Annotated in this window: 21 protein-coding genes; 4 read left to right on the top strand and 17 right to left on the bottom strand. The window is 55.7% G+C overall.

Going from position 1 to position 21,652, the window contains the following annotated elements; translation table 11 throughout:
• Nucleotides 1-42: 42 nt before the first annotated feature.
• The 8 genes from DQX05_RS04460 to DQX05_RS04495 form a co-directional block, all read right to left on the bottom strand.
• The gene (locus DQX05_RS04460; RefSeq protein ID WP_119791210.1) at nucleotides 43-468 is read right to left on the bottom strand and encodes an NUDIX hydrolase; all 426 of its coding nucleotides are present in this window, start codon (nucleotides 466-468) and stop codon (nucleotides 43-45) included.
• A gap of 162 nt (nucleotides 469-630) precedes the next feature.
• Nucleotides 631-1,980: a tRNA (N(6)-L-threonylcarbamoyladenosine(37)-C(2))-methylthiotransferase MtaB gene (gene mtaB / locus DQX05_RS04465; protein ID WP_119791212.1), complete on the bottom strand. Its 1,350-nt coding sequence runs from the start codon at nucleotides 1,978-1,980 to the stop codon at nucleotides 631-633.
• A 3-nt stretch (nucleotides 1,981-1,983) separates the two neighbouring features.
• The gene (locus tag DQX05_RS04470; protein WP_119791446.1) at nucleotides 1,984-2,748 is read right to left on the bottom strand and encodes a 16S rRNA (uracil(1498)-N(3))-methyltransferase; all 765 of its coding nucleotides are present in this window, start codon (nucleotides 2,746-2,748) and stop codon (nucleotides 1,984-1,986) included.
• 99 nt (nucleotides 2,749-2,847) lie between these two features.
• Entirely contained in the window at nucleotides 2,848-3,531 is a 684-nt protein-coding gene (locus DQX05_RS04475) for a site-2 protease family protein (protein WP_119791214.1), read from the bottom strand.
• A gap of 271 nt (nucleotides 3,532-3,802) precedes the next feature.
• Nucleotides 3,803-4,798, bottom strand: a complete 996-nt coding sequence (prmA, locus tag DQX05_RS04480) for a 50S ribosomal protein L11 methyltransferase (RefSeq protein WP_119791216.1) — start codon at nucleotides 4,796-4,798, stop codon at nucleotides 3,803-3,805.
• A gap of 156 nt (nucleotides 4,799-4,954) precedes the next feature.
• On the bottom strand, nucleotides 4,955-5,149 hold the full coding sequence (locus DQX05_RS04485) for a hypothetical protein (RefSeq protein ID WP_119791218.1): 195 nt from the start codon (nucleotides 5,147-5,149) through the stop codon (nucleotides 4,955-4,957).
• Complete coding sequence (locus tag DQX05_RS04490) at nucleotides 5,146-5,343, bottom strand: YfhD family protein (RefSeq protein WP_119791219.1); 198 nt, start codon at nucleotides 5,341-5,343, stop codon at nucleotides 5,146-5,148. The genes DQX05_RS04485 and DQX05_RS04490 overlap by 4 nt, the downstream gene beginning before the upstream one ends.
• A gap of 100 nt (nucleotides 5,344-5,443) precedes the next feature.
• Nucleotides 5,444-6,016 (bottom strand): glycerol-3-phosphate responsive antiterminator, encoded by a 573-nt coding sequence (locus DQX05_RS04495; RefSeq protein WP_119791221.1) that lies wholly within the window; start codon nucleotides 6,014-6,016, stop codon nucleotides 5,444-5,446.
• A 289-nt stretch (nucleotides 6,017-6,305) separates the two neighbouring features.
• Here DQX05_RS04495 and DQX05_RS04500 point away from each other — a divergent pair, with 289 nt between their 5' ends.
• From DQX05_RS04500 to DQX05_RS04515, 4 genes are all read left to right on the top strand, one after another.
• The gene (locus DQX05_RS04500) at nucleotides 6,306-7,238 is read left to right on the top strand and encodes a carbohydrate ABC transporter permease (protein WP_397334914.1); all 933 of its coding nucleotides are present in this window, start codon (nucleotides 6,306-6,308) and stop codon (nucleotides 7,236-7,238) included.
• Entirely contained in the window at nucleotides 7,235-8,056 is an 822-nt protein-coding gene (locus tag DQX05_RS04505) for a carbohydrate ABC transporter permease (RefSeq protein ID WP_119791225.1), read from the top strand. Before DQX05_RS04500 ends, DQX05_RS04505 begins: the two co-directional genes overlap by 4 nt.
• A 54-nt stretch (nucleotides 8,057-8,110) precedes the next feature.
• Entirely contained in the window at nucleotides 8,111-9,448 is a 1,338-nt protein-coding gene (locus DQX05_RS04510) for an ABC transporter substrate-binding protein (RefSeq protein WP_119791227.1), read from the top strand.
• A gap of 82 nt (nucleotides 9,449-9,530) precedes the next feature.
• A complete protein-coding gene (locus DQX05_RS04515) occupies nucleotides 9,531-10,241 on the top strand; it encodes a glycerophosphodiester phosphodiesterase (RefSeq protein ID WP_259391771.1) in 711 nt (236 codons plus the stop codon).
• A 256-nt stretch (nucleotides 10,242-10,497) separates the two neighbouring features.
• On the opposite strand, the gene DQX05_RS04520 is transcribed toward DQX05_RS04515, so the two are convergent.
• The 9 genes from DQX05_RS04520 to DQX05_RS04560 form a co-directional block, all read right to left on the bottom strand.
• Entirely contained in the window at nucleotides 10,498-11,640 is a 1,143-nt protein-coding gene (locus DQX05_RS04520) for a sensor histidine kinase (protein ID WP_119791231.1), read from the bottom strand.
• Nucleotides 11,637-12,311 carry a response regulator transcription factor gene (locus DQX05_RS04525; RefSeq protein WP_119791233.1) on the bottom strand — a complete coding sequence of 225 codons (675 nt, stop codon included), beginning with the start codon at nucleotides 12,309-12,311 and terminating at the stop codon, nucleotides 11,637-11,639. The genes DQX05_RS04520 and DQX05_RS04525 overlap by 4 nt, the downstream gene beginning before the upstream one ends.
• A gap of 67 nt (nucleotides 12,312-12,378) precedes the next feature.
• Nucleotides 12,379-14,148, bottom strand: coding sequence for an ABC transporter ATP-binding protein (locus DQX05_RS04530; protein ID WP_119791234.1), 1,770 nt, complete (start codon nucleotides 14,146-14,148; stop codon nucleotides 12,379-12,381).
• A 243-nt stretch (nucleotides 14,149-14,391) separates the two neighbouring features.
• Nucleotides 14,392-15,516 carry a molecular chaperone DnaJ gene (dnaJ, locus tag DQX05_RS04535; protein ID WP_119791236.1) on the bottom strand — a complete coding sequence of 375 codons (1,125 nt, stop codon included), beginning with the start codon at nucleotides 15,514-15,516 and terminating at the stop codon, nucleotides 14,392-14,394.
• Between the two features lie 185 nt (nucleotides 15,517-15,701).
• Nucleotides 15,702-17,537, bottom strand: a complete 1,836-nt coding sequence (gene dnaK, locus DQX05_RS04540; RefSeq protein ID WP_119791238.1) for a molecular chaperone DnaK — start codon at nucleotides 17,535-17,537, stop codon at nucleotides 15,702-15,704.
• Between the two features lie 75 nt (nucleotides 17,538-17,612).
• Nucleotides 17,613-18,164 carry a nucleotide exchange factor GrpE gene (gene grpE / locus DQX05_RS04545; protein WP_119791448.1) on the bottom strand — a complete coding sequence of 184 codons (552 nt, stop codon included), beginning with the start codon at nucleotides 18,162-18,164 and terminating at the stop codon, nucleotides 17,613-17,615.
• Nucleotides 18,165-18,265: 101 nt separating this feature from the next.
• Nucleotides 18,266-19,840, bottom strand: a complete 1,575-nt coding sequence (locus DQX05_RS04550) for a TCP-1/cpn60 chaperonin family protein (RefSeq protein ID WP_119791240.1) — start codon at nucleotides 19,838-19,840, stop codon at nucleotides 18,266-18,268.
• A gap of 17 nt (nucleotides 19,841-19,857) precedes the next feature.
• Complete coding sequence (hrcA, locus tag DQX05_RS04555) at nucleotides 19,858-20,886, bottom strand: heat-inducible transcriptional repressor HrcA (RefSeq protein WP_119791242.1); 1,029 nt, start codon at nucleotides 20,884-20,886, stop codon at nucleotides 19,858-19,860.
• A 102-nt stretch (nucleotides 20,887-20,988) separates the two neighbouring features.
• Entirely contained in the window at nucleotides 20,989-21,450 is a 462-nt protein-coding gene (locus tag DQX05_RS04560) for an N-acetyltransferase (protein WP_119791244.1), read from the bottom strand.
• Nucleotides 21,451-21,652: the final 202 nt, after the last annotated feature.

Genomic DNA, 21,652 nt, shown 5'->3' on the forward strand with positions numbered 1-21,652 from the left:
CAAGGTTATTGCGCTCGGACCCGGGAAGGCTAATACGGCCGTTTACAATGTAATCCCCAATTGCGCAAATGCCTTGCTCAGAATGCCGTTATTGTTATCATACCCGGATTCCGTGTGCTTCGCCCATGCCGCTTGCGGCTCGTACCATTCGACGCTGCGTATCTCCTCCACCTGGGGCGTAAGCTGCCCCGCTGTTGCCTCAACTAGAAAATAATGAACCTCTTTGTCCACCGTGCCGGCTTCCGGCGACGTATATTGATAGCGGATCGTATCCAGCTTGCCAACGATGCTCCCTTCCATCCCGGTCTCCTCCCGGATTTCGCGCAGAGCCGTCTGCTCGATGGTCTCCCCGGGCTCCATTTTTCCCTTGGCCAAGGAAGTTCTGCCGTAACGATCCTGGATCAACTGGAACTCGATCTGCTCTCCGCAGCGTCGATACACGACGCCCCCCGCTGATATTTCTTTCATAGCGCGATATCCTCCAACATACAAAATGTGTTAGCGTGCTCCTGATCTGTCAGCCCGCCTTATTGAAACTGATGAATATGTATATCGTAACCGAAAGGAAAGAGGATTTCACCTGCTCCTTGCACAAGAAGCAACAGTGGAATCCTCTGTGTTCTACCCCATTTACATATTAGCTGCCTGCGGACCCGCTTCTTCCCCAAGCACCCGGGTCAGCACGCCGAAGCATTCGTTCACGCCTGCCTTCGTCACTTTGACCCGGCATAGCTGGCCGATCAGCGACTCGTCGCCGTCGAACATGATCTGCAGGTAGTTGTCGGAATAGCCCATCACTTGGCCGCTTCCCGGAGCCCCTTTATAATCGCGTTCCGGAATGACATCAAGCACTTGCCCGACGAACGTCTCGGCGTAGGCGAGCTGCATCTGCTCAGACAGATCGATCAGATCGTGAACGCGGGCATGCTTCACTTCCTCGTCCACCTGATCCTCCATGCGCGCCGCTGGCGTCCCGGTACGCTTCGAGTATGGGAAGACGTGCATCTCGGAGAATCCGACCCGCTTCATGAATTCGTAGCCTTCCCGGAACTGCTCATCCGTCTCGCCCGGGAAGCCGACGATCACATCCGTCGTAATCGCCACATTCGGCATTGCCTCGCGGATGCGGGCGATCTTGCCGCCGAACTCTTCGACCGTATATTTGCGCCGCATACGCTTCAGCACTTCATTGTTGCCGGCCTGCAGCGGAATATGAAGATGGCGGCACATCTTCGACGAACGGTTCAGCACATCGATCATCCGATCATCGATCTGGCTCGCTTCGATCGAGCTGATGCGCACCCGTTCCAATCCATCGATGCGGTCCAGATCCCAGAGCAGATCGGTCAGATCATAGTTCTCGAGATCATCGCCATAGCCTCCGGTATGGATTCCGGTCAACACAATCTCCTTATAGCCTGCCGCTACGAGCTGGCGGGCCTGAGTGAGCACGCTTTGCGAATCGCGGCTGCGTGACAGCCCGCGGGACCATGGAATAATGCAGAAGGTGCAGAAATTGTTGCAGCCTTCCTGAATCTTCAAAAAGGCGCGTGTCCGCTCCGCGAAATCCGGCACGTCCAGCTCCTCGAATGCGCGTGTCTTCATAATGTTGCGCACGGCGTTAATCGGCTGGCGCTCGGCTTGAAGCTGGGCGATGTAATCCATCAGCTTGTCCCGATCCTGCGTGCCGATGACGAGATCGACGCCCGGGATATCCAGAATCTCCGCCGGGGAGGTCTGCGCATAACACCCGGTCACCGCAATGATGGCGTCCGGATTACGGCGGACAGCCCGCCGGATAATCTGGCGGCTCTTCTTGTCGCCGGTATTCGTAACGGTGCATGTATTAATCAAATAGACGTCAGCCGTCGCTTCAAAGTCGACTTGCTCATAACCTTCTTGCTTGAACAGCTGCCAAATGGCTTCCGTATCGTAGAAGTTCACCTTGCAGCCCAACGTATAAAACGCTACCGATGGCATTGTTCAACTTCCTCCCATTTCTCCGAATTGATACATGATACAAGCACAAGCCGCCAGGCCCGCCGTCTCCGTCCGCAAAATGCGGCGGCCGAGACTGACACATACCGCTCCCGCCGCCGTGGCCGCTTCCACCTCACGCAGCGAAAACCCGCCCTCCGGTCCGATGACGACCAGAATGCGGGCTGCCTCCTGGCCGCGCTGCGCTTCGCAAAAAGGCTCCAGCACGTCGCGGAGCCGCGTTCCCTGCTCGTCCTCATAGCAGATCAGCACGAGATCGTAGGCCGCGAACTGCCCGATCAGCTTCGCCCATGCGGCCGGTCCCGCAATATCGGGAACGCGGTTGCGGTGCGACTGCTCGGCCGCTTCCTTCGCAATCTTGGCCCAGCGCTCCAGCCGCTTCGCTTCCTTCTTCGCGTCATACTGCACGACCGTGCGTTCCGACAGGAACGGAAGGAATCCCGCCGCCCCCAGTTCCGTGCATTTCTGTATAATCAGTTCCATCTTATCGCCCTTCGGCAGACTCTGGGCGATGGTTACCTCGACTGCGGCTTCCCGATCGGCAGCGACCAGCTCCTTCAGCCGGGCGATGGCCGTCTCGCCGTCGCCGCTCTCGAACACGGCCACGGCCTCGCGGCCGGTACCGTCGCTCACCAGAAAAGTAAAGCCCGGCTTAGCCCGCATCACATTGACGATATGATGCGCATCCGCGCCGGTAATCCGTATGTGCTGATCCCCGAACGCTTCGGGGCTGACAAAGTATTTTTGCATCGTAATCAACATTCCTCATCATACACGTTTTGCGCCCAATGCGCTAGATTTGCAGCGATATTTCCAGAAAGTCCACGCCCCGCCTGCCGGGTCGGTATTCTACATGCCGACCAGATAAGCAGCGGTGCGCGAAAAGTTAAATACGATCGGCTCGATTAGGTTGAACAGCGGCGTTAGCGTCTTTTCCCGCAGCGGCGGAATGAATACGAGCATGAAGAAAATAAGAATCGACCACTGCTCGAACTGCTGCAGGCGCAGACGCAAGCCGCGCGGCGCCAGATCCTCGACGATGCGGTACCCGTCCAGCGGCGGGAGCGGAATGAGGTTGAACAGGAACAGCAGCACGTTATAAGTAATGAAATAATTCAAAAAGTAATAGATAGCCAGTTGGACGCGATCCGTGGAACCCAACTGCACAAAGCCAAACTTGAGGCCGAGATGAATCACGATCGTCCCGATGAAGGCCAGCAGCAGGTTGCTGATCGGTCCGGCAGCCGATACGACGATTCCCATCAGCCGCGGATACTTGAAGTTATCCCGGTTCACCGGCACCGGCCTCGCCCAGCCGAAGCCGGCGATGACGAAGAACAGCATGCCGAGGAAGTCGACATGCTTCGCCGGATTCAAGCTGACGCGGCCAAGCATCTTCGCTGTCGGATCCCCGAATTTCCAAGCAAAGTAGGCATGCGCGAATTCATGGATCGTAAAGGCAATGAGCAGCACCGATACGAGAAACGGCAGCATCTCCAGCTTGACGGCGAAAAAGTTACTAAAAAAATCCATATCTTCCCTCGCTCTCTTCTCTTACATATTCAACTGGCTGGTTCTCAGATTACTAATACATGTTCAAAAGTCTGGTTTTCAGCACCGAGAAGGTTGCAAGAACTCGAAGCGTCTGCTTCCAGTGCGAGTTTTGCTGCGCAAAACTTGTAAGGAGCAGCGGAATGTAGGCAAGACTACATGAGCAGCTAAAATGTTTCCGCAGGAAACATACTTCGGAAGCATACGCTTTTCGAGAGTGAATGCAAGATTCGATGCCGAGTTACTTCCTGCTTCACTTCGTGATCAAAAGCGGACTTGGTTTTGTGGCGACGAAAGCAACCCAATCCTCCTCGCGATGCTTCGCATCAATAAGGAAGCCATGGCGGATCAGCTCCCGCTCTACCGCTTCTTCCTTGTTCTTGTAAATGCCCGAGGCAATGTATATTCCGCCCGGCTGCAGCGCCGCGAACACATCCTCCACGAACAGTAGAATCACCTCGGCCAAAATGTTGGCGACCACAATCTGGACAGGAAGCGTGACGCCAAGCGCCGGCGCTTCGTCCGTCCCGCTCGCCTTCAGCATGTACAGGAGATCACCTTCCCGCACCGTAACGTCATCATGGAGCCCGTTCATCGCGACATTTTCCCGGGCGCTCTTGACCGCTACCGGATCCAGGTCGATGGCGAGCACATGCCGGGCCCCGAGCTTGCATGCCCCGATCGCCAGGATGCCGGAGCCGGTTCCGACATCGATGATATCTTCCCCGCCCTGAATGACGCTCTCCAGCGCCTGGAGACAGAGCGATGTCGTCGGATGGGTTCCGGTGCCGAACGCCATACCGGGATCAAGCTCGATCACCTGCTCCTCCGCCGTCGGCGTGTAAGACTCCCATGACGGCTTGATCGTCAGCTTGCTTGTAATCCGCGTAGGCTTGAAATATTGCTTCCAGGCATCTGCCCAATCATCTTCATGAACGGAGCGCCAGGACATGGCGGCCTCGCCCGGATCGATTCCGTACGTACGCAGCTCGCGAATGCGGCTGGCCACCTCGCCCTCGATCGCCGCCAGATCCGTCCCTTCCGCGAAGTAGCCTTGAATCTTCGCTTCACCTTCGGGAATATCGTTCAGCGGGGCGATATACAGCTCGCCATAGGTCGTATCCCGCTCCTTGTTCAGCGTCCCGGATTCCTCGATGGAGACGCCTCCCGCTCCCGCCTCATGCAGGAAGTTCGAGATCATCTCAACCGCTTCTTCTCTTGTATGTATCGTTAATTCATGCCAGCGCACGATGGTACTCCCCCTATGAATAATATCGGTGCCGACAAGTTGAACGGTGTTCCCCCGTACGATTGATAACCGTCCGCACATTCTATTTATTGTACACAAAAATAAAACTCCACACAACGAGCGGTCTTACCCGCTCGCCGCAGGAGTTCTGTTCCCTTACAATAGCGTGCCCTCGTAGTCGCGCATGATGGCATACGCCTGATCGAGCACGGCATGGTTCACATCGGCAGATACGATATAACCGTCTTCCCGGGGAACGACTTGAATGGCATGCGCCCGCAGCGCATTCAGCTTGCGCCCGCATGAGTCGGCCTTCGATTCGTCCTGGAATTTCGCTTCGATGTGTCTCATAGACGTCCCGCCCGTTCATCCGCTTGTCTGGCGCGCTCCAGCGCCTCCAGATCGTCGGCGTCGGCCTGCTCGATCGAGAATTCCACGTCTTCGTTCTTGCCGGCAGACGCATTGGTCTTGCCGACGACGAGATCCGGCTGCTCCTCGAAGGCGTTGAGATGGTTCTTCCGGCGGCTGTCTCGGTAATTGGTCATTGCCCTTCCTCCTTTATCTCATCATTTCAAGACGGTCATCTATAACATGAGTAGGAAGCGGTGACTTTATACGATGGCCTCGGTCCGCCCTCGCCGATGATTACCGGTGCGCTCCCGCCGCAGCGTACTGCTTCCAGAGCGTCTGGCTGGAGGTGGTGACGGCCACGGCTCCGGCCTGGAGCGCCCTGTTCACATCGTCTTCGGTCCGGATGAAGCCGCCGGCCAGAAGCGGAATGTCGCGACCGTTCTTCAACTGCTTCAAAAAAGGCAGCATCGGGCTTGGCAGCACCTCGATATAGTCGGGATTCGTCTTTTCCAGCAAAGCACCGCTCTTCTCGAAGGAGCTGTTGTCGATCAAGAAAATGCGCTGAATGGCGACGACGCCCTTCTGCTTCGCGCGGATGATGACGCTCGCCTTCGTCGATAGAAGCCCGTACGGAGTAAATTCCTGACATAGATATTCCGCCGCGTAGCTGTCGTTCTGCAGCCCCTGAATCAGATCGACATGCAGCAGCAGCTTCTTATTATGCGGACGAACCATCTGAAAAATAGGCTTCAGCTGCGCGATATGGACATCCAGCAGCACAATGTATTCGAACGGACTGACCAGCAGCTTTTCCATCTCCTTCATCTGCCGTACGGCCGGCAAGATGGACTGGTTGGCGAAGTGCATAGCTCGCTCTCCCTTCGGTCTCTGGCTCTGTGTTTCTCTGATGCGGTAATCTTGCTGCCTCTAACGCTATCGTAATGCCCAACTCGCCGCCCGTCAACATCCTCGCCGCCTCGTCAAGCGCAAATATCATAGAAAACAGTCATATTTTGTATTGATTTTTAATATTGTGTGAATTATACTGGGATGCAAGTTAATGTTCCGGTTTCGGGAAACGGAGAAGACCACGCTAGTTCCAATTGGCTGCTGCCATTTGGTTGTTCTGTGGTCTTCTTTTTTTCTGACCGTTGCGCTGGTTAAGAAAGGGGAATATTCAATGGAGCCATCTGCCACAACCCACCGCAAGAAAGATTCGCCGCTGCGCCTCCTGACAGCGGGCCTGCTCTATTTAAGTCCGATGCTCATCATTTTATCGGCCTTTACGTTTTACCCTATGTTGAAAACGCTTTATTACAGCTTCTTCACGACGAACGCGCGCGGCGTTCCGGTGATGTTCGTCGGCTTCGATAATTACGCCGGCCTGTTCCAGTCCGACAGCTTCCTGACAAGCATGATCGGCACGTTCCTGTTCGTGCTCTATACGGTTCCGCTCGGCGTCGCCTTCGCTTTTTTCCTGGCCGTCATCTCGAGCGAGAAGCTGCGGGGAATCGAATTTTTCCGCGTCATCTTCTCTTCCACGGTCGGCGTGTCGGTGGCCGCAGGCTCGATGATCTTCCTGTTCCTGTTCCATCCCAGCATCGGGTTCCTGAACCATGTGCTTGATTGGGTAGGACTGCCGCCAATCCATTGGCTGACCGATCCGAAGTGGGCGCTGATCTCCATCGCCGCGACGAGCATCTGGATGGGCGTCGGCTTCAATTACATCATCCTGCTCGGCGGGCTGCAAAGCATTCCCGAGGACATTTACGAGAGCGCTCGCATTGACGGCGCCGGCTATTGGTCCCGCCTGTTCCGCATTACGCTGCCGATGGTCTCGCCGACCCTGTTTTTTGTCATCATCGTGACCGTCATCCATTCGTTTCAATCGTTCGGCCAGATTGACATCCTGACCAAGGGCGGGCCTGCGGAATCAACCAATCTCATTGTGTATTCCATTTATCAGAACGCCTTTATTCACTACAAATTCGGCATTGCGAGCGCACAAGCGATAATTCTGTTCCTGATCGTGCTGCTGGCAACGCTGATTCAGTTCAAAGTCGGCGAAAAGAAGGTGCATTATCAATGAGAATGGCACTGTCCCAGAAATGGGTGTTCTACATTCTGCTGCTGTTGGCCGCAGGCATTATGTTCTTCCCGATCGTCTATGCTCTCCTCGCCAGTCTGATGACGACCGAGGAGATTATGACCGGCAAGCTGTTCCCGGCCAGCTTCGTATTCGACAATTTCACGATGGCCCTCAAGAGTGTGCCGCTGCTCAAGTTCATGCTGAACAGCCTGATCGTCTCGCTCACCGTCATGATCGGCCAGATCATGGTATGCAGCCTCGCGGCCTACGCTATCGTATTTATTCCGTTCAAAGGACGCAACTTCGTGTTCTTCCTGTTGATTTCAACGATGATGATTCCTTGGGAAGCGACGATGATTCCGAACTATTTGACCATCGTCGGGCTGAACTGGGTCAATACATATCAAGGATTGTCCATGCCGTTCTTCGCGCTCGCTTTCGGCGTGTTTCTCCTCCGCCAGCATTTTCTGACGCTGCCGCAGGAGCTGCATGAATCCGCCCAATTGGATGGATGCGGCCGGCTGCGCTACCTGGTCTCCTTCGTCGTCCCGCTCTCCCTGCCGATGCTAAGCGCGCTAGGCGTCTACGGGTTTTTGACGACCTGGAACATGTATTTATGGCCGCTGCTGACGACGACCAACAATTCCGTCCGCACCGTGCAGATCGGGTTGAAGATGATGCAGGCCCAGGAGACGAACACGAATTGGCCCGTCGTTATGGCCGGCGTCGTCATCGTGCTCGTGCCAACCTTGCTTTTCTTGTTCCTCAGCCTCAAGCAGCTCAAGCGCGGCTTGATGTCCGGGGCATTAAAAGGATAAATTCATCAGCATGGCTTGTCGCAAACGATAAAATTTCACGAGGGGGATATCCAAGTGAAGAAAGCAGGCATGATTATGCTGCTGCTGGCGGTGCTGTCGCTGTCCGCTATCGGCTGCACGAATTCGTCCGGCTCGGAGGCGAGACAATCGGATGACGGGCGTATCAAGGTGACCTTCTGGCATGCCATGAGCGGCAGTGCCGGGGAACTGATCGCCAAAATGGCGAACGACTACAATGCATCGCAGGACAAATACTTCGTTGATGCGATTTTCCAAGGCTCGTACGAGGAATCGTTGACGAAGCTCAAGGCGGTGGGCGGCACGTCCGAGGCGCCGACGCTGATGCAGGTGCAGGAGATCGGAACGAAGTATATGGTCAACAGCGGTTATATCCAGCCGGTTCAAGACCTGATTGACCAAGACAAATTCGACCTGTCCCAATGGGAGGAGAATATCCTCAGCTATTACCAAATCGACGGCAAGCTCTACTCGCTGCCATTCAACACATCGAACGCCATCTTAATCTACAATAAGGACAAATTCAAAGCGGCCGGACTCGATCCGGAGTCGCCGCCGAAGACCTTCGGGGAAATCCGGGAAATGGCCAAGAAGCTGACCGACAATTCGAAAAATGAAAAAGGATTCGCGCTGCTCATCTACGGATGGTTCATCGAGCAATTGCTGGCCAACCAAGGAGCCGATTTCGTGGATAACGGCAATGGGCGCGACAGTCTCGCCACCAAGTCGCTGCTCAATTCTCCGGAAAGCCTCGGCATCTTCCAGTGGCTCGATGATATGAACAAGGAAGGCACGCTCGGCAACTACGGGCGGCAATGGGATGATATCCGTGCGGCCTTCAGCGCTGGCAAGGTCGCCATGTACATGGATTCGACCGCGGGCATTGCCGGCGTAATGCAGGCGTCGCCTTTCGAAGTCGGCACGGGGTTCCTGCCGACGCCGGACGGCAAGGAAGCGAACGGCGTCATCGTGGGCGGCGCGTCGCTCTGGCTGATGAATAGCGTCGCTGAAGAAGAAAAGGAAGCAGCCTGGGACTTCATGAAATATGTGACCACCCCTGCCGTTCAGGCCGAATGGGCGGCGGGCACCGGCTACTTCCCGATCACGAAGGCCGCGCATGAGGAGCCGGTCCTGAAGGAGAAATATGAGCAGGCGCCACAGTTCCTTACGACCGTGAAGCAGCTCCAGAATACGAAGATCGGTTCGGCTACCCGCGGCGCGCTGATTTCCGTCTTCCCGGAGACACGCAATGAAGTCGCGACGGCGATCGAGAAGCTCTACCAGGGAGACGCTCCGCAGAAGGCCGTTGATGACTTGACTACGAAAATCGACAAGCTCATCGCAGAGGACAACAAGGTGAACGCGCCGAAATAAACCGTTAATCCGGCGGACAAGGATGGGGAAAATGACCTCCGTTTCCTTGTCCGCCTCCATCATGAACGAGGGGTTGGTTAACATGTTCATATTTGCTCACCGAGGCGCATCGGGGTATGCGCCGGAAAATACGATGGCCGCCTTTCGGGCGGCGCTCGATCGCGGCTGTGCCGGCATTGAACTCGATATTCAACAGACGAAGGACGGCCGGCTCGTCATCATCCATGACGAAAACGTCGCCCGCACGACGTCAGGCCGAGGCTATATCGCGGACCTGACTTGGGGGGAACTGGGGGCGCTTGACGCGGGAAGCTGGTTCCACACTGACTTCACGGCGGAACGGATTCCGCTGCTAGATGAATATCTCGATCTGGTGGAGGACCAGGATCTTATCACCAACATCGAGATTAAGAACATCCCATTCTTCTATGACGGAATCGAACAAAAGCTACTCGACGCCGTCAAGAAGCGCGGACTGTTGGATCGGATTATCGTCTCCTCCTTCGACCATCAAGCGCTGGATACGATTGCCCGGCTGGAGCCCGGGGTGAAGCTCGGTGTGCTGATGGCCGATCGTCTCTACCGTCCGGGGCAATATATCCAGTCGCTGCCCTTCCCGGTCTATAGCGTGCATCCTCATTTTTCGTTCGCAGACGCGGACTTCATCGCGGAATGCCATAGGGCAGGCTGCAAGGTATACGCCTACACCGTCGACCGGCCGGAGTGGGCAGCCATGCTGAAGCAAGCCGGCATCGACGGCATCTTCTCCAACGTGCCGGATCAGCTCGGATAACAGCTGCACCCGTCCTCATGATTAGCCCCGATCGGGCATGGTCATGCTGCGTTCCGCAGCCTTATTTTTAGGACAATATTCTGCCTCCGGGGTTGTGTTTCTACATGTCGGATAGGGTGCTGTCGGGCTGGCATGCAACATTGCCGCTGCCGATGCATTATACCGGGCTCACCATCGGTACGGTTATGCGCCGTTGCCGCCACGGTCCAAGGTTAGCGTCTTGACAGGCGCCCGCAATTTTAATTACGGTGCTAAGCTAATCCTCATTTGATGGAACAATGAGCCCTTCTTTTTCAACATGATGATCGTGGTCCGATATGCGCAGCGGCAGCTTCACGCAAAACAGAGAACCGCTTCCTCTCTCACTGCTCACGGCAATCGTCCCCTGATGGAGCTGAACAATCTTCTGCACGATGGATAGCCCCAATCCGCTGCCTCCATGCATCCGGTTGCGGGACACATCGGCCTTGAAAAATCGCTCGAACAGATGCGGGATATGCTCCGCATCAATTCCAATGCCGCTATCTTCTATTCTCACTTCAACATAGGGCTCATGCACCGTCAGCCCAATGTGAATGAAGCCGCTCTCCGGCGTGAACTTGATGGCATTATGAATCAGATTGACCCACACCTGGCTCAGCATATCCTCATCTGCCGTAAGGTGAACCTTATCCAGGTTCAACTCGATATCCAATCCTTTGGCAGCCCACTGCGGCTCACTTGACAATACAAGATTGCGCAATTGCTGATCCAGGCGATAAGTTCGAGGCTTGATCGGATGATGTTCTGATTCCAAGGACGTCAGCTTCAGCAAATTGTCGCTTAATTTGGACAGTCTTGTCGTCTCCATCTCGATAATCTGCAAGTAATGCTGCCGCTCCTCCTCGCTCAATTCTTTACTTTGCAAGGCGTGGGCAAATCCGCGAATCGACGTAAGCGGCGATTGAATCTCATGTGACACATTCGAAATGAATTCCTGACGCATCTTCTCCATCACCCCCAGCTCGCCGGCCAACTTGTTGATGCTCTCGATCAGCATGCCGTATTCATGTTCAAAATCTTCATTCATCGTGATCGTCACGTCGAAATCTCCCTTGGAAATCCGATTGACGGCTTCGATGATGGAATGATAGAAAAGAAGATGCTTAGTGCGCGCAAAAGGGGCAAAGATGCCGATTACGGCCCACAGAATCAGGAAACCGACCGTCCCTGTCATGACAAACGCCCCGTATTCCGTCAATTCCCATCCGAACCACCTTAGCAGAATCGGATTGATGAGATAGGCAATCGACCACGACGCGTACATGAACAATAGAATTACGCCAATGCTGCCTATGAACTTGATCGTTCTCCATGTCTTCGTTGTCTTGAACTTGTCGATTCGTTCGAGCGGCTTCATGCGAGCACCTCTAGCCGATAACCGAGCCCGCGAATGGTCTTGATCCGGAATCCGTGTTCGGTCGCGGAGAATCGCTCGCGCAAGCGGTTAATGTGCACATCCAGCGTCCGTTCGTTCCCCTCATAATCATAGCCCCATACATCCTCGATTAACTGCTCTCTGGAGCATGTCCTGCCAGGAACTCCGCCCAGCTTGAAAAGCAGCTCGAATTCCTTCAGCGGCAAGGCAATCTTCTTGCTCCCCGAGGTCACCTCGAATGTCTGGCGGTTCACCACCAGACGGCCGATCTGAACAATCTGGGATGTGGCAATCTGATACCTTCTCAGCAGCGCCCTGACCCGCACGACCAATTCCATAGGCTCGAACGGCTTCACTAAGTAATCGTCGGTTCCCAGATTGAAGCCTTTCACCTTCTGCGACGTGTCTCCCTTGGCAGTCAGCATCAACAGCGGAATATCATGCAGCGCTTTAAGCTCGCGGCATAGTTCCCATCCATCCATATTTGGCATCATAATATCAAGTACGACAAGATCGGCTCTGTCCGTCTCCATAAGACGGAGCGCCTCTACGCCGTCAGAGGCTTCCGTCGTCCGGAAGCCTTCCTTCTGCAATAATACGGTGACAAATTCCCGAATATAAGGATCGTCATCTACGACAAGAATGGTTGCCATCTCGCATGTTACCGCCTTTCTCGTTGTTGGACGCGTTACCGCTTTAAGCCTTCACGCCTTTACGCCTTTAGGCTCCGTACTGCTCCTGAATTTTGAGCTGCTGCGCTGCGAACTCCCGATACATGGAATGGCTCTCCAGCAGTTGTTCATGCGTGCCGCATCCCGTCAGCTTCCCTTTCTCGATGAACAAAATCTGATCCGCATCTACTACTGTTGACAGCCGGTGGGCAATGACCAGTGTCGTCCGTCCCTTCATCAGATTGTTCAGCGCCTTCTGAACAACAATCTCGGACTTGCTGTCCAAGCTCGACGTCGCCTCATCCAGCATTAGGATGCGCGGATTGCGAAGCAGCGCCCGTGCGATAGCAATCCGTTGGCGCTGACCGCCTGACAGCTTCATGCCGCGCTCGCCTACTTCCGTATCGTATCCGTCGGCCAGTTCTTCAATGAAGCCATCCGCATAAGCCATTGCGGCAGCCCGCTTCAGTTCCTCTTCCGTCACATCCCGATTCATTCCATAACAAATATTTCCCCGAATAGTCCCGTCAATCAGCGGACTCTCTTGCGACACATATCCAATCAGAGCGCGCCAGGAAGGCAGCGAGAATTCATTAATGTCTTCATTCCCCAGCTTGATGGCACCGGAAGTCGGCGAGTAGAATCGCTCGAAGAGGGAGAACAGCGTCGTCTTGCCGCCCCCGCTGGGCCCGACAATCGCCGTTACCTTGCCCGGACTGATAGTGAAGCTGATATCTTCAAGTATAGGTTCTCCTTCGGCATATGCAAAGTGCACATGTTCTGCATGAATCGGCAGGTTCGCCGGACCGGCCTCTTTCCCCTGCACATGATCTTCTTCCGGTGCTTGTAAAATCGCGAGCATATGGTCGGTTGCTCCAATCGCCTTCTGAAGCTGCGTGAAGAACATGGATAACTGGCTCATCGGCATCACAATCTGAATCAAGTACAGAATGAAGGCGACCAGTTCGCCCGCAGTCAGCGCTCCTGACGAGACGCGCATGCCGCCGTAGCCAATAATGACGACAAGCAGCACCATCAGTACGAACGACATGATCGGGGAGATCATCGCTTGTACAGCGCCTTCCTTAGTGCCGAACCGAAGCAGATTGTTAATGGCCTTGCGCCCGTTCTCGTATTCCCTCGCTTCGGCATTGGATGCCTTCACCAATCTTATTTCCGACAACACCTGACTTAATACGGCAGTGAAGGAGGCCGTCTCATCCTGCAATCCTTTGGATATGTTGAACATTTGCTTGCCAAGCGGGAACAGCACCAATGCGGCGACCGGTATAACAAGGAGCATAATGGCCGTCATTTGCCAATCGAGATACAACAATACGATGAACGAGCCGATGACGGAGATGATGCCAGTGAAGAAGCTGGACAGATGCTCCGAAATGAATCCTTTCACAATTCCCGTATCATTCGTGATGCGGCTGACTGTCTCGCCGGTCTTGTTCCGGTCATAGTATGACACCGGCAGCACCAGCATCTTTTTCCACAGCCGGTCGCGCAAGCCGGCAACGATGCGCTGTCCGACAAGATTGAGCAAATAGATGGACAAGCCGGCGGCCACCGCCTGAACGATAAACGCGATTGCCAATGCTCCAATCTGCAGTGTATTGAGCTGCGACATGGAGAAGTTGTCTACCATCCCCTTGGTGAACATCGGAATGACGAGCGATACGGCCGCCCCGCCGATGCTCATCAGCAGAGCGACACATAACATGAGCTTGGATGGCTTGGTCTCATTAATCAGCCCCAGAAATTGACGCCAATTGCCTATCGCGCCCTTCGTCTGTTCGATTTCATTGTCCATAACATCCACTCCTTCCCTACCTGCACCCAACTATGTTATGGAATCCATCATATACAACGAATGTAAACGGAATGTAAACTGATCAGCGGTTGCTGTATCCATAGAATAAAAAAGGACCACAACCATCGCGATAGAGTGTCCTCTATGCGCAGTTGTGGTCCTGATCCGTATCTCCGACCCATGCGATGAACTTATACGAGTATGATAAAGGATATGGACCATGTGATCAAGTGAGTCCGAGTTCTAGTCCCCCCGGAACGCCCGCTTCATCCGTTCGAAGAACGATTCCTCGTGCCCGCCGTTCGTATGCTCGCCGCCGCTGGCTGCGAACTGTCGAAGCAGCTCTTTCTGTTCATCATTCAGCTTCGTCGGCGTCACGATGACAACCTTGACATGCTGATCGCCTTGCCCATGACCCCGCAGACGCGGAACGCCTTTGCCGCGCAGCCGGAAGAAGGTCCCTGTCTGCGTGCCGGACGGAATTTTGAGCTTGACCTTCTCGGTCAGCGTCGGGATCTCAATCTCGTCGCCGAGCGCCGCCTGAGCGAATGTGAGAGGAACCTCGCAGTAGATGTCATCGCCGTCGCGTTCGAAAAATTCATGCGACTTCACGCGGATGACAATGTACAAATCGCCGTTCGGACCGCCGCGCAATCCGCTCTCGCCTTCTCCGCTCATTCGCAGCTGGGCTCCATCGTCCACCCCTGCCGGAATGCGCACATGAATGACACGCTGCTTCTTCACGGTTCCGTTGCCATGGCAGGTGCCGCATTTCTCGCGAATAATTTTGCCCTTGCCTTGACATACCGTACAAGTACGCCGGTTGACCATGCGGCCGAATGCCGTATTTTGCACGACTTCCTGCTGTCCCGATCCGTGGCAGGCCGAGCAGGTATCCGGCTTCGTGCCAGGCTTGGCCCCGGTCCCGAAGCAGGTGTCGCACTGCTCTGTCCGCGGAATCGTAATATCCGTCTCTTTGCCGAAGACGGCTTCCTTGAATTCAATCTGCATCGTATACTGCAGATCGCTGCCTCGCTGCGGCGCATTCGGATCGCGGGTGCGTCCTCCTCCGCCGAAGAACATATCGAATATGTCGCCGAATCCGCTGAAATCGCCGGAGAACCCGCCTCCGCCCATGCCTTGATTCGGATCTACATGCCCGTATTGGTCATACATCGCCCGCTTCTGATCGTCTCCAAGCACATCGTACGCTTCCTTGACTTCCTTGAACTTCTCTTCTGCGTCCGCTGCCTTGTTCACGTCAGGGTGATATTGACGCGCAAGCTTGCGGTAGGCCTTCTTGATCTCATCCTCGCCTGCTCCTTTGCTTACGCCGAGCACTTCATAATAATCTCGCTTTTGCGCCACTCTTCCACCCCCATTGCAACTTGAAAGCCCGGTTCCATGCATCCGCTCTACTGTGTGCCGTCAGAGCGGATCGCTTGCCGGGTTGATGCACCACGGCGCGAACGCCATGCTGCCCCACATTCTTCATCGTAAACAGGCAAAGCCAAAGCCGGGTGAAACCCGGCTTTGACCCTGTCTATCCGCGCTTATTTCTTGTCTTCGTCCACGACTTCGTAATCGGCATCGACTACATTATCTTTTGTGGCCGCGCCGTCATTCGCTTGCTCTTGACCGGCCTGCTGTGCTTGCGCCGCCTGCTCATACAGCTTGACGGACAATTGCTGCACCACTTCGGACAGCTTCTCGGTTGCCGCTTTGATTTCGTCGGTATTGCCGCTTTCGAGCGCCTTTTTCACATTTTCCTTGGCTTCGTTTGCCTTGTCGATTTCGGCTTGGTCGACCTTGTCACCCAAGTCCTTCAACGTTTTCTCTGTCGTATATACCAATTGATCGGCGTTGTTCTTCACTTCGACCATTTCTTTGCGCTTCTTGTCTTCTTCCGCATGCAATTCCGCTTCCTTCATCATGCGGTCGATCTCCTCGTCATTCAAGCCGCTGGAGGAGGTAATCGTAATGTTCTGCGTTTTGCCGGTTCCTTTATCCTGAGCGGATACTTTGACGATACCGTTCGCATCGATATCGAACGTAACTTCGATCTGCGGCACGCCGCGCGGCGCTGGAGGAATGTCTCCCAGCATGAAGCGTCCCAGCGTCTTGTTGTCCGCCGCCATCGAGCGCTCCCCTTGCAGGACATGGATCTCGACGCTCGTCTGATTGTCCGCGTACGTCGAGAAGATCTGCGACTTGCTCGTCGGGATCGTCGTATTGCGTTCGATCATCTTCGTGAATACGCCGCCGGCTGTCTCGATGCCGAGGGAGAGCGGAGTGACGTCGAGCAGGACAACGTCCTTCACATCGCCTGTCAATACGCCCGCTTGCACGGCTGCGCCCAAGGCGACGACTTCATCCGGGTTCACGCCTTTATGCGGATCTTTGCCGGTCAGTTTCTTGATGGCTTCCTGGACGGCTGGGATCCGAGTCGATCCGCCGACGAGGACGATTTTGTCGATATCGGATGGAGTCATGCCCGCATCCTGCATCGCTTGGCGCGTTGGGCCGAGCGTACGCTCAACCAGATGCACGGACAGCTCCTCGAACTTGGCGCGAGTCAGGTTCAGCTCCAAGTGCTGAGGAACGCCGTCAACGACCGTGATGAACGGCAGGCTAATCGTCGTCGTCAATACGCCGGACAGCTCTTTTTTCGCTTTTTCGGCCGCATCCTTCAGACGCTGCACAGCCGCCTTGTCCTTGCTCAGGTCAATGCCTTGGTCTTTCTTGAACTCCGCTACCAAGTAGTCGATAATCACTTGGTCGAAGTCATCTCCGCCCAACTGGTTATCGCCGCTCGTCGCTTTAACTTCGAAGAAGCCGTCGCCCAATTCGAGGATCGACACGTCAAATGTGCCTCCGCCCAAATCGTAGACGAGAATGGTATGATCGCCTTCTTTGTCAGCGCCGTAGGCAAGCGCAGCCGCTGTCGGCTCGTTCACGATGCGCAGCACTTCCAGACCAGCAATTTTGCCGGCATCCTTCGTCGCCTGGCGCTGGGAATCGTTGAAGTACGCCGGTACGGTAATAACCGCCTGCGTTACTGTCTGGCCCAGATAAGCCTCTGCGTCGGATTTCAGCTTCTGCAGAATCATTGCAGAAATTTCTTGCGGCGTATAGGTTTTTCCATCAATCGTCGTCGGGAAAGTCGTGCCCATATGACGCTTAATCGAACTGATCGTGCGATCCGGGTTCGTAATCGCCTGGCGCTTCGCCGTCTCGCCGACGATGCGCTCCCCGTCTTTTTTGAAGCCGACAACCGAAGGGGTTGTGCGGGCGCCTTCCGGATTCGGAATGACGACGGCTTCGCCGCCCTCCATTACCGCAACACAAGAGTTGGTTGTTCCCAAGTCAATACCTATAACTTTACTCATTGCAAATGTAACCTCCTCAACTGGCTCTCAATCTATTTCATATTAACCAAGCGGATAGCATGTGAACGCCATCTCTTAGCCGCTTACTTTGACCATGGCCGGGCGAAGCACCCGATCCTTGAGCATATAGCCTTTTTGGACTTCTTCCACGACGATGCCTTCCTCATGCTCTTCCGACTCCACCTGCATAATCGCCTGGTGGAATTCCGGGTTGAACGGCTCGCCTACAGCGTTCATCGCCTTCACGCCTTCCTGCTCCAGCACCTGCGTGAATTGGCGGAAGATCATGTCCACGCCTTTGGCGAACGATTGCTCCTCGCTGCCCGTCTGGGCTGCGGCCAAGGCGCGTTCGAAGTTGTCAAGCACGGGAAGCAGCTCGGTCACCAACTTGGACGATGCGTACTGCGCCAGTTCTTCCTTCTCCTTCACCGTGCGGCGGCGGAAATTATCGAAGTCCGCTTGGGCACGCAGCAGGCGCTGCTGAAGCTCCTCCGCTTGCAAGCGGGCCTTCTTCAGCTCCGGCGACTCTCCCTGTGCTTCCTCCGCTGTCTTGCCTTCTGCTTCGGATGTCTCCGCAGCCTCTTGGTTATGTTCAACGTCGGCTGTCTCCACAGCCTCCGAGTCCACCTGATCGTTTCTCTCGATCTTCTCTTCTTGTTCCGGGTTCAATCCTTGCACCTCCCTTATGTAGTCAAGCTTCTATCTTCCTGCTCCGGGAAGCCGGAGCCTTACGCTTCCGGCTTCATCATAATGACCGTGTGAATCCGCAGCACGGCGGCGGCCACTTCGCCGGCCGCCCGCAGCGCATGGAGCTTCACGGCGGCCGGGTCGACGATGCCTGCGTCGCCATAGTCAAGCAGCGCTCCGCTGTCACAGTCAATGCCGATGGCATCGGATCCCGATGCGGTCTGCGCCGCCCGCGCTTCCTCTAGCTTCTCCAGCGGGTTGAACCCGGCGTTCAGCACAATCTGGGCCATCGGCTTGCGGAGCGCCTGCGCTACCGCGGCCACGCCGAAGGCTTCCATGCCGCGGACGGTCTCCCTGTAGCGCTCCAGCATGTAGGAGAGCGCTAGCTCCGTCGTGCCGCCGCCCGGCAGAACGCCGCTCTGGATAGCGGCTTGCAGCGCCGCGGCGGCATCCTGGGCGATGCGCGCCCGCTCGCCCACGATCTCACGCGTGCTCGCACCCACGATGAGCGTCACCTGCGCGCGGCGCAGGCCCGCCGGCTCCGGCGTGCCCGCAGAGCTGAGCGCCGTCTGCGGGGCGTACAGCCGCACGCGCTCCAGGCGCTCATCGTAGCGCACGCAGGCGGTGCGGCCTAGCAGCGGCTCCAGCACCGCCGCATCCTTGGCCAGGGCGGCCCGCTTCAACGGCTTGCCGCCCGTAAGGCGGCAGACGCGCATAATATCTTCGCGGCTGACCCGCTGCACGACCATCATATCATGGTCGAGACAAAATTGCTCCGCTTCCGGATGAAGCCCTCGCTCCAGCACGAGGAAGCCGACCCCCAGCTCGTGAAGACGCTGCAGCCGCTCCATGAAGGCCGAGCGGTGAGCCATATACTGCTGGAAGCCGGCTTCGGTCGTCAGCAGCTGCTCGTCGAGCGTGTCCGGCTCGAGCGCATCCTGCAGGATGAGGACGCGGCATCCGGTCCGTTCCGGCAGCCAATCCCGCTGCAGCGGCTTCTGCTTCAGGAGCACGCCGTGGAACCATTCATTGCTCGCCTTCTCGTGCGCGACAATCTGTTCAGCGAGCCGGTAGGCCGGATCCTGAAGCTGCTCCCAGCCTACCGCCTGTCCCGCCTCCAGCACGAGCCGGACGATGTCGGCCTGCTCCCGGCCCGCGATATATACCGCGCGGTGCAGCTTCGGGTCGTCCCAGCCTTCGAGCCGCAGTGCGCGTTCCGCCAGCCGGGAAGCCGCGACACGGATGCCCTCGAGCATTCCGGTCACAACCTTCGCCGCGGGCACGCCTCTCGTCACTTGGGCGACGCCTTCCTGCACAAGCGCACCAGCCAGTACCGTCGCCGTCGTCGTGCCGTCGCCGACCTCGCTCTGCTGGGCGCGAGCCACCTGGATAAGCAGCCGGGCGGCCGGATGGGTCACATCCATCTTCTCCAAAATGGTGACGCCGTCATTGGTAATGACGACGTCGCCATTGGCGCCGACCAGCATGACATCCAGCCCCTTCGGGCCAAGCGTGCCTTCGACAGCCGAGCTGAGCGCCCGGACGGCATTGGCATTATTCAGGAGCGTCGCATAGCGCTCATCGGTCTCCTGTACTTGTCCTTGTCCTTGAGTCACAAGCCGCCCCCTCCCGCTTATTTATACCATTGATGCAGGAATACCGCCATTTGACCGGACAGATGGTTCATCAGATTGATGACCTTCGCATACTCCATCCGGGTCGGCCCCAGAATGCCCACCGTACCCAGCGTCTGTCCGTCAACCGAATAGGTTGCGGTAATCATACTGCAATTCGTAATCGCGGCATGCACATTCTCTTGGCCGATACGGACCTGGATGCCGGTAGGAGCAGAGCCCACGACCTTGATCAAGGCCGGCGTCTCTTCGAGTAGCTCCCAGATCGTCTTAATCTTGTCGACATCCTGGAATTCAGGCTGGGTCAGCATGTTCGTGGCCCCGCTCAAATAGACTTGCCGATGATCGTTATTGTCGGCCAAGACGCTTTCCACGAGCGCCATCAGCTCCTGGACATGCGACACATAATGGCTCATTTCCTGTCCAATCTCGTTATACAGCTGCGCGCGCAGCTTATATAGAGGAACGCCGACTAGCTTCGCGTTCAGCAGGTTGACCACGGTCTCCAGCTCGGAGGCGGAGACGCCCTCCGGCAGCGTGACGGTCTTGTTCTCGACATGGCCCGTGCTCGTCACGACAATCGCGACCGCCGTATTCTCATTCAGCGGAAGAAGCTGAAAATGACGAAGTGAGGCGTCGAAAACTTCCGGCCCCAGCGCGATTGACGTATAATTGGTCAATTGAGACAAAATCGATGCCGTATGCTGCACAATCTCTTCCATCGCTGTTATCTTCTCCGCGAAGACGGATTTCAACCGCAAGATGTCTTCGCTAGACAGACGATCAAGACGAACGAGATGATCGACATAATAACGGTACCCTTTATGAGATGGAATGCGCCCTGCTGACGTGTGCGGCTGCTCCAGATAACCGAGCTCTTCCAGATCGGACATCTCGTTGCGAATCGTAGCCGGGCTGAAATTCACATCGCCCCGCTTCGAAATGCTGCGAGATCCGACCGGCTCCGCAGAACGGATATAATCATCTATGATAGCATTCAAAATCATACGCTGGCGTTCCGTCAACATGCGCATCCCTCCTTAGATGTAGTAGGATATCCGTTAGCACTCATCATCGTCGAGTGCTAACCGTCACTACAAAAATACCAAACGGACAAGACGATTGTCAAGTCAGTTCAGTACTTTCAGGACAGCTATTTCATCGCAGCAGTGCCGCTTTTTGCAATGGACGCAGTCGGTCCATACCTTTTCCGGGAAAATCTCCTTCTCCACGATCTCGAAGCCATTCTTCTGAAAAAACCGCGCTTCATACGTCAAGGCCATCACCTTCGGTATCGAGCGGGCCTCCGCCTCTTCCAGGAGCTTGTCAACCAGGAGCGAACCAATGCCCCGGCCCTTGCATTCGGGAACGATGCCCAGCGAGCGGATCTCGACCAGATCGCTTCCGAGCTGGCACAACGAGCCGCAGCCGACCAACTGCTCATCGAGCTCAGCCACAACGAAGTGCTCCAATTGCGCCTCCAGCACCTTGCGCGAACGGGGAAGCATGATCCCTTGCTCTGCATAAAAACGAATAAGTTCAGTTAAAGCGTGAATGTCTTCCGGTACAGCTTTTCTTACGATGGGTATCATGTTGAGTCCCTCCGAGTGTGACCTGCCTCACATTGTTTTATGTATGAATATACAATATGATGCATAGTTTTTCAAGGGGGATTTTCCCTTCCTGCAAAACCGCCACACTCTATCGCCTGCGCCCTCATCATTTCCTATTGCCGCCCTTGAGACGGACGCCGCCGCGAAACCTATGTATGCGGTACATGACTCCGCTTGCCCG

Origin of the sequence: Paenibacillus thiaminolyticus (assembly GCF_003591545.1) — a bacterium.
In the GTDB taxonomy this organism is placed as follows: domain Bacteria; phylum Bacillota; class Bacilli; order Paenibacillales; family Paenibacillaceae; genus Paenibacillus_B; species Paenibacillus_B thiaminolyticus_A.

Bases quoted from the DNA above. Each gene is read 5' to 3' on its own strand.
- DQX05_RS04515 (WP_259391771.1), top strand. From the start codon at position 9,531: ATGTTCATATTTGCTCACCGAGGCGCATCGGGGTATGCGCCGGAAAAT.
- mtaB (WP_119791212.1), bottom strand. From the start codon at position 1,980: ATGCCATCGGTAGCGTTTTATACGTTGGGCTGCAAGGTGAACTTCTAC.
- DQX05_RS04475 (WP_119791214.1), bottom strand. From the start codon at position 3,531: ATGGATTTTTTTAGTAACTTTTTCGCCGTCAAGCTGGAGATGCTGCCG.
- dnaK (WP_119791238.1), bottom strand. From the start codon at position 17,537: ATGAGTAAAGTTATAGGTATTGACTTGGGAACAACCAACTCTTGTGTT.
- DQX05_RS04495 (WP_119791221.1), bottom strand. From the start codon at position 6,016: ATGCACTTCGCCAACCAGTCCATCTTGCCGGCCGTACGGCAGATGAAG.
- DQX05_RS04525 (WP_119791233.1), bottom strand. From the start codon at position 12,311: ATGGCAACCATTCTTGTCGTAGATGACGATCCTTATATTCGGGAATTT.
- hrcA (WP_119791242.1), bottom strand. From the start codon at position 20,886: ATGTTGACGGAACGCCAGCGTATGATTTTGAATGCTATCATAGATGAT.
- DQX05_RS04485 (WP_119791218.1), bottom strand. From the start codon at position 5,149: ATGAGACACATCGAAGCGAAATTCCAGGACGAATCGAAGGCCGACTCA.
- DQX05_RS04505 (WP_119791225.1), top strand. From the start codon at position 7,235: ATGAGAATGGCACTGTCCCAGAAATGGGTGTTCTACATTCTGCTGCTG.
- DQX05_RS04470 (WP_119791446.1), bottom strand. From the start codon at position 2,748: ATGCAAAAATACTTTGTCAGCCCCGAAGCGTTCGGGGATCAGCACATA.
- DQX05_RS04490 (WP_119791219.1), bottom strand. From the start codon at position 5,343: ATGACCAATTACCGAGACAGCCGCCGGAAGAACCATCTCAACGCCTTC.
- DQX05_RS04460 (WP_119791210.1), bottom strand. From the start codon at position 468: ATGAAAGAAATATCAGCGGGGGGCGTCGTGTATCGACGCTGCGGAGAG.
- DQX05_RS04560 (WP_119791244.1), bottom strand. From the start codon at position 21,450: ATGATACCCATCGTAAGAAAAGCTGTACCGGAAGACATTCACGCTTTA.
- DQX05_RS04530 (WP_119791234.1), bottom strand. From the start codon at position 14,148: ATGGACAATGAAATCGAACAGACGAAGGGCGCGATAGGCAATTGGCGT.
- DQX05_RS04520 (WP_119791231.1), bottom strand. From the start codon at position 11,640: ATGAAGCCGCTCGAACGAATCGACAAGTTCAAGACAACGAAGACATGG.